A 14,795-nucleotide genomic window follows, 5' to 3' on the forward strand; every position below is an offset into this window, starting at 1 on the left:
GGAGAAAGCCCCGGCAATTCATCATTCATCATTTCTCATTCATCATTGCTCTTCAGACGCGCCGCGATTGAAACGGCGTCGGCTGCGAAATCTGTTCAAGCGCGGTGGCGAGGTCGCGGTCGCGCTCGGCCTCAAGCGCGATGTCGCCGAGCGAGATGATGCCGCGCAGCCGCCCATTGGAGTCGCAGACCGGGATGCGGCGAATCTGATGCTCGCCCATCTTGCGGATGGCATCAATCACCGAATCGTCCGGCGTGCAGGTGATGATGTCTTCGCTCATCACCTCGTGCGCTTTGGTCGTGCGCGAGTCGAGCCCTTCGCCGATCACCCGGCAGACGATGTCACGGTCGGTGATCAAGCCCGCCAGCCGCCCATTATCAACTACCGGAATCGAGCCGACGTTCTCGTCTTCCATCATGTCCGCAACATCGCGGATGACCGTGTCCGGACCGCAGGTCGTGACATTCTTCGTCATGACTTCGCTGCATCGCAGTAGGCTGCGAGGGCCGCCATAGCCGCGCTGGCGGTCTGGTTCGTCAATGCGATTCCACCCGCCGGTCGAGCCGGTGAAGGCGCGGTCATAGCTTGAGTACGGATAATCCATCTCCGCTTCATATCGCCCGCCGGTCGCCTGCCGGTTGTACGGCTCGTCGTAATCGCGCCGCTCGCCGCGATAGTCGTCGCGGAAGTGATTGCGGTAGTTGTCGCGGTAATCGTCGCTCTGACTGCCGCGCGGCAGCTCGTGGCGGCGATAGCCGGGGAAGTTGTCGCGGCCATAGCCACGGAAGTTGTCGCGGCCATAGCGCGGGAAGTCTTCGTGGTCGGCGCGCCCGCTGGCCAGGTCGTCGTAGCTGTGGCGGCCATAGCCTTCTTCGGTGTAGTTGCGGCCTGCTTCATACCCTTCGTCGCGGCGCGGCGTCCAGGCCCGCCCGCTCACCACGTCGCGGTAGTCGCGGGTGGTGCTGCTGCGAATGTCATGCGAGCGGTAACGAGGATCGGGCTGCGCCGATTGCGGACTGTCAAGATTCAGCCGGTCGTCTTCGCTGCGGTCTAAGTCCATGTCCCCGCGGCGCGAGTTGGAGCGGCGCGGGAATTCGCGCCAGCTCTCGCGGCCCGTCGGGTAGCCGCGGCCCGCGGCCCGTTCGTCCTGGCTCGCCGTGCGCGGTTCGTTGGTGTTTTGCGGCGTGTCGTTTCGTTGCTCTCTATCCATCCCAGTTTTGCTTCTGCTCATAGTTTCCCCCTGCAATGTGATTCGCGTTACGGCTACCAGTTAAACAGGTGCGTCAGGCGACCAAGCCACGATGACGGCTGGCTGATCTCCTCTAGCGCCCCGGCGAGCTCACGGTCTTTGTTGGTTTGCACCGCGATGTCTGCGGTCGAGATGATGCCGACCAGGCGGTCACGACTATCCACGACAGGGATGCGACGAACCTGATGATCGCCCATCTCGCGGATGACCTCGACGACTCGCTCATTCTGGTTGGCGGTATAAACGTCATCGCTCATGCAGTCTTCGGCGCGCACCTCGGGCTCGGGCTTGTCCGCCGTCAGGCCGCGCACCACCAGGTCGCGGTCGGTGACGATGCCGCAGAGCCTGCCGTTTTCGTCCAGCACAGGGATTGCCCCTGTGTCCTGATCGCGCATCAAGAGGGCGACTTCATTGATCGGCGTGTCGCGGCGGCAAGTCGCAACGCCGCGCGTCATGATGTCGCGGCAGCGCAAGTGCGAGCGCTGCGGCCCGGCCTGCGTGTAACCGCGCGTCGTCTCATAGCGCTCGGCGTTGCTCGACGACCAGCGGTTCTGTTGGCCGCGCCCATAGTTATCTACAGCCGGGTTGCGGCCATAGCCGGTGTAGCCTTCGTCGTATTCAGTGCGATAGTTCGGCTCGCGGTTGAGGTTGTAGCCCCGCGTGTAGCCTCGATAATCTTCGCCATAGCCGCGTCCATAACGCTGGCGCTCGCGCTGATCGCGCTGATCGCGCTGATCGCGCTCCCAGTCGTCACGGCTAAGGCTCGTGCTGCGGTCTCGATATGCCATGCTCTACTCTCCTTTGGTTGGGATTCTATGTTTAGTGAGCAACCCCTATGCCGATTAAAGAACATTGGCAACCGCGCCAGAGCCGGGCGATTGGGCGATGAAATGCGCGCCATCACAGCCATTTTTGTGCAGCCGCATTCGCTCTATTTTTCCGCGCTCAACGAATTTCATACAGCACTGTCTCAAAGACGCACGGCGGCTGGGACATGGGTGACAAGGGAGGAGAGAAGTCAGGAGTCAGGAGTCAGAAGTTAGAATGAATAAGGAAGGGAGTCTAAAAGATAGAATAAAAGCGGCGGCGGTAGCCGACTTCCTCTTCCATTCTGACTCCTGACTCCTGACTCCTGAATACTTCTCCCATCACTTGTCACTCCCTACCTCTGCTCGCTATGCTCGAATCAAGTTCATGGATGCAAAAGCCCATATGCGAAGTGATGAAGCAATCAAGCGACGGATGAGCGCGGCGCTTGAGCCCTGGGAATTGGTCGGCAACACGCCGCTGCTTCGCCTCGGCAAGCTCGCCCGGCGTTCGGGCGTTGAGATTTACGCGAAAGCCGAGTGGTTCAATCCCGGCGGCTCGGTCAAAGACCGGCCCGCGCTCAAAATGATTTTGGAAGGCGAGCGCACGGGCCAACTCACGCCCGACAAGATCATTCTCGATGCGACCAGCGGCAACACAGGCATCGCCTATGGCTGGATTGGCGCGGCGCGCGGCTACCGCGTCAAGCTCGCCCTGCCGCAGAACGCCAGCGACGAGCGCAAGAAGATTCTTCGCACTTACGGCGTCGAGCTGGTTCTGACCAGCCCGCTCGAAGGCTCGGACGGCGCGATCCGTGAAGCCCGCCGCCTCTACGCCGAAAATCCTGACCTCTATTTTTATCCCGATCAGTACAACAACCCGGCCAACTGGCGAGCGCATTATGAAACGACGGCGCCGGAAATCTGGGAGCAGACCGAAGGCCGCATCACCCATTTTGTCGCCGGCCTCGGCACCAGCGGCACCTTCGTCGGCGTCAGCCGCCGCTTGAAAGAATTGAATCCGCGGATTCAGTGCGTCTCGTTTCAGCCCGACTCGCCGTTTCACGGGCTCGAAGGCTTGAAGCACATGGCGACAGCCATCGTGCCGGGCATTTATGACGCGACGATTGCCGACGCCGAGTTGGAAATCAGCACCGAAACGGCGCATGCGCTGGCGCGGCGAATGGGCCGTGAAGCCGGCTTGCTGGTCGGCGTTTCGGCAGGGGCGGCGCTGGCCGCGTCACGCGAAGTGGCGGATAAGCTGGATGCGGGCGTCATCGTCACGGTCTTTCCCGACAGTGCCGACAAGTACCTGAGCGAACGCTTCTGGGATGAACGCTAATACTAAGGAAGGACCCGCTTGGCTATCAAAGTGACCAACGCGCAGCTTGACGCCATCAAACAGCATGGCGAGCGCACGTACCCTTACGAATGCTGCGGCTTTCTGCTCGGCACGATTGCCGGTGATATGAATCTGCTCACGGAAGTCTACCCGGCGGAGAACGAGTGGGCCGAATCGATCCGCAGCGTCGAAACCCTCGGCGAAGGCATTCCCGCAGCCGCGCGCGATTACCGCAAACAGGAATCGCACGCCAATCGCTACTGGATCACCCCTGAGCAGTACAAGCGCGCCGACGCTTACGCCGCCAGCAGCGCGCTGCAAATCATCGGTTACTATCATTCGCACCCCGACCACCCGGCAGAGCCTTCGGGCTATGACTTCGATCATTCCTGCTTCGCCAATCAATCGTATATGATCGTCGCCATCGAGCAGGGACGCGCCGCCGCGCTCAACTCGTTCAACAAGCCGGACTATGAAAAGTTCGAGCCGGAAGCCATCATTGTCGAGGACTGAGCGCACCGTTTCCTTTTTTCTACTGTCCCGATTAAAATCCTAATTTGCAGGCGAGCGCAAAGGAACAGACAAGGAGAATAGGAGACGCTTATGGCCGTGAGCATCTATGTCCCCACCGCCCTGAGAAATTTCACCGGAGGGAATGAATCCGTGGCCGTCGAAGCCGGCACCGTCGGCGAGGCGCTCGGCGCGCTGATCGCCACGCATCCGAATCTCAAGAAACACCTTTATAACGACGAAGGCCAGTTGCGCCATTTCGTCAACGTCTACGTTAACGACGAAGACATTCGCTATCTCGATAAAGGCGAGACGACGTTGAAAGACGGCGACACCCTGAGCATCGTGCCTTCGATTGCCGGCGGTGCGGCGGTCATCGAAGACGCCGCCGCGAATGCGGTTGAGTTAGATAAGGATGAAATCCTGCGCTACAGCCGCCACCTGATCATGCCAGAGGTCGCGCTCGAAGGGCAGAAGAAGCTCAAGGCCGCAAAAGTGCTCTGCATCGGCGCGGGCGGGCTCGGCTCGCCGCTGGCGCTTTATCTGGCGGCGGCGGGCGTTGGCCGCATGGGAATCGTTGACTTCGACGTGGTTGATTTCACCAACCTTCAGCGCCAGATCATTCACTCGACGGCCAATGTCGGTCGCCCGAAACTCGATTCCGCTAAAGAGCGCATCGCCGAGATCAACCCCTTTGTGCAGGTCGATACTTATGAAGAGGCGCTGAGTTCAGAGAACGCGCTCGACCTGTTCCGCGATTATGACATTGTCGTGGACGGCACGGATAATTTCCCGACGCGCTATCTCGTGAATGATGCCTGCGTGCTGCTGGGCAAGCCGAATGTGTACGGCTCGATCTTTCGCTTCGAAGGGCAGGCGACGGTCTTTTATGCGAAAGAAGGCCCGTGCTATCGCTGCCTTTACCCCGAGCCGCCGCCGCCGGGGCTGGTGCCGAGCTGCGCCGAGGGCGGCGTGCTGGGCGTGCTGCCGGGCATCATCGGCGTCATGCAAGCCATCGAAACCGTCAAGTTGATCTTAGGCAAAGGCGAGTCGCTGATCGGCAGGCTCGTCCTGTTCGACGCTTTGAAGATGAAGTTCCGCGAGCTGAAATTGCGCAAGAATCCTGACTGCCCGATCTGCGGCACCAATCCGACGATCACGGAGCTGATCGATTATCAGGAATTCTGCGGCGTCACCCCGCACGAAGAAGTCAGCGTCGGCAAAGAATTCGAGATCACTCCCGCCGAGCTGAAAGCCAGGATGGAGCGCGGCGACGATTTCGTGCTGATCGATGTGCGCGAGCCGGAAGAGTATGCCATCGCCCGCATACCAGGATCGCGGCTGATCCCGCGCGGCACGCTGCCGGAGCGCGTGCATGAATTGTCGAGCGCCGACGACATCGTCGTTCATTGCAAGAGCGGCGTGCGAAGTGGCATGGCCGTGGACTTCCTGAAGCAAGCCGGTTTCCGCCGCGTCAAGAACCTCGTCGGCGGCATCCTGCGCTGGTCGGACGACGTAGACCCGACCGTGCCGAAATATTAAGGGGATGTCTGAGAAGTCCCGTAGGGACGCGATGTTTATAGTTGCAGGCAGAAATAGAATCCAAGCCCTGTAGGGACGCAATATCAACATTACGCTCCTACGGAGCTCGGATCATTTTGTTACCTACAACGATAAACATCGCGCTCCTAACGGAGCGGCCTTCTCAGACACACTCTAAATCGGAAACGCGGAATGATGAATGATGAACTGAAGGCGCTGCCGCCATCGGTCGTCGAGCGGCTCAAAGCCATCGTCGGCGCGCGCAACGTCCTGACGGAAGCGGATGAGTTGCTGGTCTATGAAGCCGACGCGCTGACCTTGCACAAGCAACCACCCGCCGCTGTCGTCATCCCGCGAAATGCTGATGAAGTCGCCGCCGCTGTGAAGGTGCTGGCCGAGGCCGGCATCCCGTTTGCCCCGCGTGGCGCCGGCACCGGCCTATCGGGCGGCGCGCTGTCGCTCAGTGGCGCGGTGATCTTCGAGCTGGCGCGGCTCAATCGCATTCTCAAGATCGATTATGAAAACCGCCTTGCGGTTGTCGAGCCCGGCGTCATCAACGTTCAATTGTCGCAAGCCACAGCCGCGCACGGCTTCCATTACGCGCCCGACCCATCGAGCCAGATGGCCTGCACCATCGGCGGCAACATCGCCGAAAACTCCGGCGGCCCGCATTGCTTGAAGTACGGCATGACGACCAATCACGTCCTTGCGGTCGAAGTCGTTTTGCCGAATGGCGAGGCCGTGACGCTCGGCGGCGGCGGCGTGGACGTGCCGGGCTATGATCTGCTCGGCGTGTTTGTCGGCTCTGAAGGCACGTTCGGTATCGTCACCCGGGCGACGCTGAAGCTGACGCGGTTGCCGCAGTCGGTCAAGACGCTGTTGGCCGAGTTCATGACGGTGACCGATGCCAGCCGCAGCGTCAGCGAGATCATTGCCGCGGGGATTCTGCCCGCCGCGCTTGAGATGATAGACCGACGGACGATTGAAGCTATCGAGAATTCGATCTTCGCCGGCGGCTTTCCGACAGACGTGGCGGCTCTGCTCATCATCGAAGTGGATGGGCTGGCGGCGGGACTTGAACAGTCGGCGTCGCAAGCGGTTGAGATTTGCTTGCGGAATCAAGCGCGGGCTGTGCGCGTCGCAAAAGATGAAGCTGAGCGAACCAGGCTCTGGGCGGCGCGCAAGCGGGCGTTCGGCGCAATGGGCCGCATCGCCGCCGACTTGATGGTGCAGGACGCGGTGATTCCGCGCTCGCGCCTGCCGGAAGTGCTGGATGAAATCTATCGCATCGCCGAACGCCATCACCTGATGGTGGCGAACGTCTTCCATGCGGGCGATGGCAACCTGCACCCGAACATTAGCTTTGATGGCCGTGACGCGGACGAGCGCCGGCGAGTCGAGCAGGCATCAAAAGAGATCATGCAACTCTGCGTCGGCGTCGGCGGCTCGATCACCGGCGAGCACGGCGTCGGCATGGACAAGATCGAATCGATGCGGCTGATCTTTTCAGAAGACGACCTGGAGCGCATGATGGCGGTGCGTGACGTCTTCAACCCGCAAGGGCTGTGCAATCCCGGCAAGGTCATTCCGATGACCAAGACGTGTCGCTTCTGCGGCTTCGGCATGGAAGATTTTCGCCATAAGCGGCTCGCCTCGCACGAGATGAGCCAGCGTCGGGAGTAGCGCAAGGCGGTTAGCTTGCGCATTGACTCGCGCAACCTAACCGCCTTGCGCTACTCCCGAAAGTTGAAACGATGACCGCCAACGCCACGGACAAGACAACCGGCGCGGCTTTCGGTGACCAGCATGAGCGTGTCTATGCGCGCGAATACCTGGACGGCATCGCCCATTTCAACGCCGAGCGTTATTACGAGGCGCACGAAATCTGGGAGGCGATCTGGCTGCGCTCGGCGGGCGACACGCGATTGTTTTATCACATGCTGATTCAGGCAGCGGTCGCCTTATATCATCACCAACGCGGCAACACGCACGGCGTGCGGACGTTGTATAGGCGCGCATCTGAAAAACTGGAACAACTGCCGGCGCACTTTATGTCGCTCGACGTGAAAGCATTCGCTTGCCAGCTTGAAAGGTTTATCGCCGGCTCGCTTGAAAGAGAAGCCGAAGCACTGCCGTTAAACGACACCCCGCGGCCAATGATCCGGCTTCAAACATCAAGGTGAGCCGCGTTGTCGCCGAAGCAAACGCATGAGCAAAGCACAAACAGAGCTTGCCGCCGCGCTCGCGGCCATCGTCGGCAGCGCCAACCTGACGGCGAACCCGGCGCTGCGGCTTAGTGGACTCGCGCCGGCGGCTCTGGTCAAGCCGGCGAATGCCGCGGAAGTGGCCGATTGTCTGCGCGTCTGTTCCTCGATGAATGCGGCGGTGATCCCGGCAGGGCAGGGACAATGGCTGGAGTGCGGCAACCCTTTGCGTCGCGCCGATGTCGTGTTGAGCCTTGAGCGCATGAGCCGCATCGTTGACTATAGCGCGCCGGATTTGACCATCACCGTCGAAGCCGGCATAACGCTCAAGGAGTTGAACGAGACGATAAGCCGTGATCGTTTATGGCTGCCGCTCGACCCGCCGGGCGCAAGCGCGGCAACTGTCGGCGCGGTGGTCGCCTGCAATCAGAGCGGCGCTTTGCGCTGCGGCTTCGGCACGCCGCGTGATTATGTGATCGGCCTGAAGCTGGCGCACGCCGATGGCCGCGCGAGCAAGTCCGGCGGCCGCGTCGTCAAGAACGTCGCCGGCTATGACTTGAATAAACTTTATGTTGGCAGCTATGGCACGCTTGCGGTAATTACCGAAGTGACCTTCAAGCTGCGCCCGCAGCCTGAGCAGTGCGTCACCGTCGTCGTGACGCCCAGTCGTTCGGGCCGGCTTACCGGATTGGCCCGGCAGGTCATCGGGATGCAGTTGCAGCCGGTCGCTTGTGTTGTATTATTCACGCCCGGCGCTGAAAAGTTGCTGCTGCGCTTTGCCGATAACGCAGCCGCCGTGAAGGCTCAGGAGGACGCGCTGCGGCAGGCGACCGGCAAAGCAGATCGAATGGCCGACTTTAGCGGCGCGGACGAAGTGGCGCTCTGGGAGAAAGTCAATGACATGGATCGCGCGGGGCAAGTCGTTTTGCGAATGAGCGTCCCCCTTTCAAAGACCGTTGATCTGTACGAGGTTTTAGTAGATGAAAGCAGAGGGTTGCTGCGGGCTGATTTCGGCAGTGGTATTGTGCGCGAGGCCACGGACGTGACCGATGGCCTTATCATCAAGATCGAGCAGCGGCGCGCGGCGGTTGAGCAACTCGGCGGCACGCTGTTCATCGAGCAAGCGCCGCTCGAAGTCAGGCGACAGGTAGATGCCTGGGGCGAAGTCGGCACGGCGGCGCGGCTGATGCAAGCCGTCAAAGAAAAATTTGATCCGCGGGGAACCTTAAATCCGGGCCGGTTTGTTGCGGGTATCTGAACCGAGGGTGATGAAAACGGCAAGCGAACAAGTCATAGCGCAAACGCCTCTGGGCTCGCGGCTCGAAGCCAACAACGACCGGCTGCTCACCTGTGTGCATTGCGGGCTCTGTCTACAAGCCTGTCCGACTTACCGCGCGCTGGGTAATGAAAATGACTCGCCACGCGGGCGCGTCTACTTGATGCGCGGCGTCGTCGAAGGCCGTTTGAATGTCGCCGAATCCTTCATCTCGCATATCGATCTCTGCCTCGGCTGTCGCGCCTGCGAATCGGCTTGTCCGTCGAGCGTGCCGTATGGCCACTTGCTTGAAGCAGCGCGCGCCGAAGTGTCGAGCGCCAAAGCCCAGCGCGGCTGGTTCAGCGAGCGGCTCTTGCGATTCTTCTTGAATCAAGTCTTCATGCGCCCGGCGCTGTTGCGCATAGGCATGAGACTGACGCGCGCCCTGCGTGACAGCGGCCTCGCCGAGATGGCGTTCGAGACACGGCTGGTCGGCGGGCGCTTGCGATTCGCGCTGGCGTTGTTGCTGGCGACGCGCTCGCCGCTAACCAGGTCTGAACGACGAGCCGCGAGTCGAGCTTCTACATCTGCGAGTGAAACCGCGGCGACGAGGAATGTCGCGAGAGCGAAGGATCAGCTCAAAGTCGCTGTGCTGCGCGGCTGCGTGATGGAAGGTCTGTTCGGCCCGACCAATCGCGCCACCGAGCGCGTCCTGGCGCGCAACGGTTGTGAGATCGTCGAGGTTGACCGGCAGATGTGCTGCGGCGCGTTGCACGCTCATGCCGGACAGTTGGAATCTGCAAGGCAACTGGCGCGGGCAAACATTGACGCCTTTCTGGCGAGCGGCTGCGAGCGCGTCATCGTCAACGCCGCCGGCTGCGGCGCGGCGATGAAAGAGTATGGGGCGCTGCTCGCTGATGACCCGGAGTATGCCGAAAAGGCCGCCGGCTTCAGTCGCAAGGTGAAAGACGTTACGGAATTCCTTGCCGGGCGGGGCATCTCCGAGCCGCCGCACGCCATCAATCGGCGCATTACCTATGACGCGCCATGCCATCTCTACCACGCGCAGCGTGTCACTCAAGCGCCGATTGATCTGCTGAAGGCGATACCGGGCCTTGAGCTTGTGCCGCTGAGGGGCTCGGAAAGCTGCTGCGGCGGCGCCGGCATCTACAATCTGCAACACCCTGAGCTGAGCGAGGAAATTCTTGCGGACAAGCTCGCGGCCATCCGCGAAAGCGGCGCCGATACGGTTGCGACGGCGAACCCGGGATGTATCATGCAAATAAGCGCCGGCGCGCGGATGAATCACATGCAGATCGCCGTCATTCATCCCATCGAGCTTCTGGACGCGGCCTATTGCGATTGACCGCCGGCGCAAATCGGGCCTCTATTGACACGCGATATGGGCAGAATCATTTGGATACCAACTCGGATTGCCATGCTCGTCGGTTTGTTGTCTTTACCACTCCTCCTGCCAGCCACGCGAGTTGCGCAAGAGGCGAACGACTACGGCCCTGAGGTCAAATCATTTCTTGAGCTGATGCGTCATGAAGATGACGAGCTTGAGTACCAGATTGCCCATAATGAAATCTCGCGTCCGCAATACCAGCGCGCCAAGTCCCGCATCGCCATTCACCGCCAGGCTGTCTTGAATCTCGTCAAGGAAAGCGGTGAAGACGTCGTGCCCGAGCTGCATATCGTCACGGCAGCAGAAGTGGACGAACTGATCGAGCAGGGGACGCGGGCGCTCAGGGGCGTCAAGCGCGGCGGCATCATTAATAACAAGTGGCGTTACATCGGCAGTGTGACAAGGGGCCAGATTTTCTACATCTTTGAGCGCATCCAGAAGCTCTGAATTTTCCGTGAATCTACAAAGGCTACTGGAACCATCAGGCTTGAAAACGCCCCTCTGTCTGCATCAACTGGCTCGGCAGAATGAGTGAGTAGGATAGACCGTAAAGTTGAACTGTTGACAAGCGCGAATTCAGCATTAAACTCCCCTGTGTACACGCTGGCTTACTGAATCTGTGCGCCGCCAGCCTGCCCCTACCTGACCAACCTGCATTTGACAAATGGTGATCGCAACTACAGAAGACGGCCCCGGGCTGTCAGCCATTATAAGAAAAGCTGCGCAAGGATTCTCTCCCTATGTCGACGATCAATTTTTCGCAAGTCGTGCAAATGATGCTTTCGGTATCGGACAAGATATCAGACCTGATTTTTTCCCCCGGTCGTCCGCCGCAAGTCGAACTCATCGGCAAGCTGACACCGATCAATATACCCGGCATGGAGAAGCTGACGCCGGCGCACACCGCCGGTATCGCCAAGGCGCTCATCGGGAACAACAAAGTTGCCGAACAGACTCTCGAAGATCATGGCTCGGCGGACCTATCCTTCAGCCTCACCGGGTTGTCGCGCTTTCGCGTCAACATCTTCAAGCAGCGCGGCACGTTCGCCATCGTTATGCGTGTGGTGCCGGACATCGTGCCGACCTTCGAGCAATTGAATCTTCCGGAAGTGCTAAAAGAGGTGGCCGAATTAAAGAATGGTATCGTCCTGGTGACCGGACCAACGGGATCAGGGAAATCTTCGTCGCTGGCGGCCATCATCGATCTCATCAACGACAGCAAGTATTACCATATCGTCACCATCGAAGACCCAATCGAATTCATGCACCGGCATAAGAAGTCGACCGTGCATCAACGCGAGCTGCACTCGGATACTTCGACATTCGCTTATGCGTTGCGCGCGGCGCTGCGGCAGGCGCCGAAGGTGATCCTGGTCGGCGAGATACGCGATCTGGAAACCTGCGAGGTGGCGCTCGAAGCATCGGAAACCGGCCATCTGGTGCTTTCGACGTTGCATACGACGGACGCTGTGAAAACGGTCGAGCGTTTGATCGGCCTCTTCCCCAAGAGCCAGGAGCACATTATCCGAATGCGGCTCGCCGGCGCGTTTCGCTTCATCGCCTCACAGCGGCTCATCCCGCGCGCCGACAATCACGGGCGTGTGGCGGCAATCGAAATTCTTAAATCAACGGCGCGCACCCGCGACTATGTAGAGAAAGGCGAGCGTGAAGGCAAATCCCTTTATGACGCGATGCGTGACGGCAACCTGGACGGCATGCAGGTCTTTGATGACGTGATTGAGCAGTTGATTCGCGAAGGCACCATCACCATGAACGATGGCCTGGTCTACGCAACGAATCGCCAGAATCTGATGCTGCAACTTTCCGACTTCGGCAGTGGTTCAGCCAGCGGCATGTTCGGGCGCGGGGCGACAAGCGACTTGATCAGCTGAGCGATTGCCTTCTGACCGATATGGCTCGAAGGCGTAAATGATTAAAAAGCGCCGGGCTGCTGCATGCAGCCCGGCGCTTTTAGTCGGTCGTAAGCAATTTCCGTGGACTCGATATCGCCTTACTGTATGGCGCTGGCGATGAGCGCTTTGATCTGCTGACGAATCTCCTCGCCCGAATAATTCTTCTCAAGATAGGTACTGAGGTGCCGGCCGGAAATCAGGTCGAGGAAGACCTGTTGGGTGATCATGTTGTGGTCGCTGGCGCGGTCCGGCAAGACCATCCGCACGAGCGCTGAAAGGCGATGCCAGATGGCTTCACCGTCCTGGCGAAGCAGTAATTCTCGCCAGTCGCAAACGTGTATATGGGTTTTCCTCGCTGGCGCGATGGGGCGTCGCGCGCGCGGGGCAACAGCGGTGAGGGCTTTCGTTGCCATTGCGCTACTCCTGCTTAATTTGGGGATTGATGCGACGAAGATGGATGATAAAGTTGTTGGCTTGACCGTCCACCTTGTGTCGAACGGTCGCAAGCTTACCGAAATCGCCTCGATTATTCAAGCATCAAGGAATATTTGTAGCTTTTTTCTTTTCACTAGAAAGAAGGTAGCAACTGTGATGCAAATGACAGAACAAGCCAAGAACCGTAATCCGAAGCTAGCCCTTCAGGCGAATAGCCTGAGACGGGCGCGGCGCTTTAGTGTGACCTGGCCGGTGGTCGTGAGCGGGGTTGACCGGAATGGCAGGGGGTTTCAGGAATTCTCTTACCTGAAGAATCTCAGTCCAACGGGAGCCTGTTTAGGATTGGCGAGGGCGCTTACCCTAGGCGACGCAATTGAAATGGATGTGCGCACCCCATTGAGCCGAAAGCAATGGCTGCGATATTTCGGGAAGATCGTTCGCATCGAACAACCTGGAGGACCGCAAGCCATCGGCGTAAGCTTCGAGTCGGTCAAACCGACTTTCGTTCCTGCTATCGCCGTCTTGCGTTTGCGTCAAAACAAAGCCCGAAGCTGTGCGGTCCATTGAGGATATTGGGCCGTGTTCTACAGGGTGGGAACCGATCAGGCACACGACTTCCGTCGCAATTGCATATCCAGAATCCGCTGCTTTAACTGCTTGAGCATCTCTTCCCGCTCCTCTTTTGAGGTGCAGAAACGTAGTTGTTCCACCATTTGATCAATCTCTGTCGCTGCAGCCCGCCGGTCAACGGCATCGCCACCCGCCTGCTCGACGGTCTCAGGGTCTGATTTTGACTCAAGCAATTCTTCCAAGGCATTCCAAAATAGCTCGACATTGATAGGCTTTTGCAAGCAGAGGTTGGCACCAATGGTTTCTGCCTCGACAAGAATCATCGGCCCACAGCCACTAATCACCATAATCGGGGTTGCCCGGAGGGCTGCATCGTTACGAATAGTGGCGATGAATTGCAGGCCGCTTTTACCTGGAAGCACGATATCGGTAATGATCAGATCCGGCCTGGATTTGCGCGCCGTCTGAATTGCTTGTTCAGCATTTGGCGCGGTGATGGTCGTATGACCTTTCAAGCGCAAAAGTTCGGCGAGTGGATAAAGCGTATCGAAGTCATCTTCGACCACAAGGATGGTGCACATAAAAACCCTCTCCTGGTCTAGGGACACGTTATTGAAAGCTGTAAATCCTGCGTGAGGATGACTTTCTGCTTTATCTTGGGGCTCAATGGGACTCTTCAATGATACACACTGCGAGAAGGCGGCGCAATGGAAACTCGGCGAAGGAATCAACTTACTATATGAGTCCTGCCCATAGAGCCCTGAATAAGGGCATTGTGGAAAAGGACTCGAAATCGCTCGGCAAACATCGTCTTCGCCGGGCAGATGATAGGCCGATCATTGACCTCGAACCGATGAGGTTGACAGTTTCTTAGCGGCTGCTATAATTACCTCAAGATCGACGAATTGGTGAATGAAAAAAACACCTAAAAGGTTGACTTCGCACTGGTTAGCGATCTATAATTGATAATGATTCCGGCGCTTGCAAAGTGCCCGCCTGGTTTTTCTAAACCGATCAAGTCTCTTCACCTCGACAAAAGAAAAGTCGAAAAAAGAGAAATGAGGGATTGACAAATCCGGGATATTAGGTAGAATCAAGTTTTGCCCTTGAAAAGCAAAAAGCTTTAAAAGCGATCTTTGAAAACTAGATAGTGCGTAAACGAACCAGACGTTCTGACGAGTTTTAGCGAGAATGACCAACAGTAGAATGGTCACTTTCGGCTAATGCTTGAATGTGGCCAAGGATTATAACTGAGAGTTTGATCCTGGCTCAGAATCAACGCTGGCGGCGTGCCTCAGACATGCAAGTCGAACGCGAAAGTCCCCTTCGGGGGACGAGTAGAGTGGCGCACGGGTGAGTAACACGTAGGTAATCTACCTTTGGATGGGGAATAACAATCGGAAACGGTTGCTAATACCGCATAATGCAGCGGCACCTAATGGTGACAGTTGTTAAAGCGGGGGATCGCAAGACCTCGCGTCTGAAGAGGAGCCTGCGGCAGATTAGCTAGTTGGTAAGGTAACGGCTTACCAAGGCGATGATCTGTAGCCGGCCTGAGAGG

At 58.6% G+C, this 14,795-nt stretch carries 14 protein-coding genes and 1 rRNA gene; 11 read left to right on the forward strand and 4 right to left on the reverse strand.

The window, feature by feature from the left end; all coding sequences use genetic code 11:
- Window positions 1–52: 52 nt before the first annotated feature.
- Both VJ464_07815 and VJ464_07820 read right to left on the reverse strand, forming a co-directional pair.
- Window positions 53–1,231, reverse strand: a complete 1,179-nt coding sequence (locus VJ464_07815; GenBank protein ID HKQ05020.1) for a CBS domain-containing protein — start codon at window positions 1,229–1,231, stop codon at window positions 53–55.
- Window positions 1,232–1,263: 32 nt separating this feature from the next.
- Window positions 1,264–2,037 (reverse strand): CBS domain-containing protein, encoded by a 774-nt coding sequence (locus tag VJ464_07820; GenBank protein HKQ05021.1) that lies wholly within the window; start codon window positions 2,035–2,037, stop codon window positions 1,264–1,266.
- Window positions 2,038–2,461: 424 nt separating this feature from the next.
- Between VJ464_07820 and VJ464_07825 the strand changes: the two genes are divergently transcribed.
- From VJ464_07825 to VJ464_07865, 9 genes are all read left to right on the forward strand, one after another.
- The gene (locus VJ464_07825; protein ID HKQ05022.1) at window positions 2,462–3,397 is read left to right on the forward strand and encodes a cysteine synthase family protein; all 936 of its coding nucleotides are present in this window, start codon (window positions 2,462–2,464) and stop codon (window positions 3,395–3,397) included.
- 18 nt (window positions 3,398–3,415) lie between these two features.
- A complete protein-coding gene (locus VJ464_07830; protein ID HKQ05023.1) occupies window positions 3,416–3,910 on the forward strand; it encodes a M67 family metallopeptidase in 495 nt (164 codons plus the stop codon).
- Window positions 3,911–4,000: 90 nt separating this feature from the next.
- Entirely contained in the window at window positions 4,001–5,449 is a 1,449-nt protein-coding gene (locus tag VJ464_07835) for a ubiquitin-like small modifier protein 1 (protein ID HKQ05024.1), read from the forward strand.
- 192 nt (window positions 5,450–5,641) lie between these two features.
- Window positions 5,642–7,132 (forward strand): FAD-linked oxidase C-terminal domain-containing protein, encoded by a 1,491-nt coding sequence (locus VJ464_07840; protein ID HKQ05025.1) that lies wholly within the window; start codon window positions 5,642–5,644, stop codon window positions 7,130–7,132.
- Between the two features lie 71 nt (window positions 7,133–7,203).
- Window positions 7,204–7,632, forward strand: a complete 429-nt coding sequence (locus VJ464_07845; GenBank protein ID HKQ05026.1) for a DUF309 domain-containing protein — start codon at window positions 7,204–7,206, stop codon at window positions 7,630–7,632.
- Window positions 7,633–7,657: 25 nt separating this feature from the next.
- Window positions 7,658–8,911, forward strand: coding sequence for an FAD-binding oxidoreductase (locus tag VJ464_07850; GenBank protein ID HKQ05027.1), 1,254 nt, complete (start codon window positions 7,658–7,660; stop codon window positions 8,909–8,911).
- 10 nt (window positions 8,912–8,921) lie between these two features.
- Complete coding sequence (locus tag VJ464_07855) at window positions 8,922–10,274, forward strand: heterodisulfide reductase-related iron-sulfur binding cluster (GenBank protein ID HKQ05028.1); 1,353 nt, start codon at window positions 8,922–8,924, stop codon at window positions 10,272–10,274.
- Window positions 10,275–10,310: 36 nt separating this feature from the next.
- On the forward strand, window positions 10,311–10,763 hold the full coding sequence (locus tag VJ464_07860) for a hypothetical protein (GenBank protein ID HKQ05029.1): 453 nt from the start codon (window positions 10,311–10,313) through the stop codon (window positions 10,761–10,763).
- 293 nt (window positions 10,764–11,056) lie between these two features.
- Window positions 11,057–12,208 (forward strand): PilT/PilU family type 4a pilus ATPase, encoded by a 1,152-nt coding sequence (locus VJ464_07865; protein ID HKQ05030.1) that lies wholly within the window; start codon window positions 11,057–11,059, stop codon window positions 12,206–12,208.
- A gap of 119 nt (window positions 12,209–12,327) precedes the next feature.
- On the opposite strand, the gene VJ464_07870 is transcribed toward VJ464_07865, so the two are convergent.
- Window positions 12,328–12,642 (reverse strand): hypothetical protein, encoded by a 315-nt coding sequence (locus VJ464_07870; GenBank protein ID HKQ05031.1) that lies wholly within the window; start codon window positions 12,640–12,642, stop codon window positions 12,328–12,330.
- A 40-nt stretch (window positions 12,643–12,682) separates the two neighbouring features.
- Here VJ464_07870 and VJ464_07875 point away from each other — a divergent pair, with 40 nt between their 5' ends.
- A complete protein-coding gene (locus tag VJ464_07875; protein HKQ05032.1) occupies window positions 12,683–13,231 on the forward strand; it encodes a PilZ domain-containing protein in 549 nt (182 codons plus the stop codon).
- 35 nt (window positions 13,232–13,266) lie between these two features.
- Here the strand turns inward: VJ464_07875 and VJ464_07880 are convergent, their stop codons facing one another.
- Entirely contained in the window at window positions 13,267–13,815 is a 549-nt protein-coding gene (locus tag VJ464_07880; protein HKQ05033.1) for a response regulator, read from the reverse strand.
- Between the two features lie 665 nt (window positions 13,816–14,480).
- Between VJ464_07880 and VJ464_07885 the strand changes: the two genes are divergently transcribed.
- Window positions 14,481–14,795: ribosomal RNA gene (locus VJ464_07885) — 16S ribosomal RNA — on the forward strand; the annotation flags it as partial.

This window comes from Blastocatellia bacterium (assembly GCA_035275065.1).
Classification (GTDB): Bacteria; Acidobacteriota; Blastocatellia; order UBA7656; family UBA7656; genus DATENM01.

Coding starts and splice junctions, on each gene's coding strand:
- VJ464_07815 (HKQ05020.1), bottom strand. CDS start 1,231: ATGAGCAGAAGCAAAACTGGGATGGATAGAGAGCAACGAAACGACACG.
- VJ464_07820 (HKQ05021.1), bottom strand. CDS start 2,037: ATGGCATATCGAGACCGCAGCACGAGCCTTAGCCGTGACGACTGGGAG.
- VJ464_07825 (HKQ05022.1), top strand. CDS start 2,462: ATGCGAAGTGATGAAGCAATCAAGCGACGGATGAGCGCGGCGCTTGAG.
- VJ464_07835 (HKQ05024.1), top strand. CDS start 4,001: ATGGCCGTGAGCATCTATGTCCCCACCGCCCTGAGAAATTTCACCGGA.
- VJ464_07840 (HKQ05025.1), top strand. CDS start 5,642: ATGATGAATGATGAACTGAAGGCGCTGCCGCCATCGGTCGTCGAGCGG.
- VJ464_07845 (HKQ05026.1), top strand. CDS start 7,204: ATGACCGCCAACGCCACGGACAAGACAACCGGCGCGGCTTTCGGTGAC.
- VJ464_07850 (HKQ05027.1), top strand. CDS start 7,658: ATGAGCAAAGCACAAACAGAGCTTGCCGCCGCGCTCGCGGCCATCGTC.
- VJ464_07855 (HKQ05028.1), top strand. CDS start 8,922: ATGAAAACGGCAAGCGAACAAGTCATAGCGCAAACGCCTCTGGGCTCG.
- VJ464_07860 (HKQ05029.1), top strand. CDS start 10,311: ATGGGCAGAATCATTTGGATACCAACTCGGATTGCCATGCTCGTCGGT.
- VJ464_07865 (HKQ05030.1), top strand. CDS start 11,057: ATGTCGACGATCAATTTTTCGCAAGTCGTGCAAATGATGCTTTCGGTA.
- VJ464_07870 (HKQ05031.1), bottom strand. CDS start 12,642: ATGGCAACGAAAGCCCTCACCGCTGTTGCCCCGCGCGCGCGACGCCCC.
- VJ464_07875 (HKQ05032.1), top strand. CDS start 12,683: ATGGATGATAAAGTTGTTGGCTTGACCGTCCACCTTGTGTCGAACGGT.
- VJ464_07880 (HKQ05033.1), bottom strand. CDS start 13,815: ATGTGCACCATCCTTGTGGTCGAAGATGACTTCGATACGCTTTATCCA.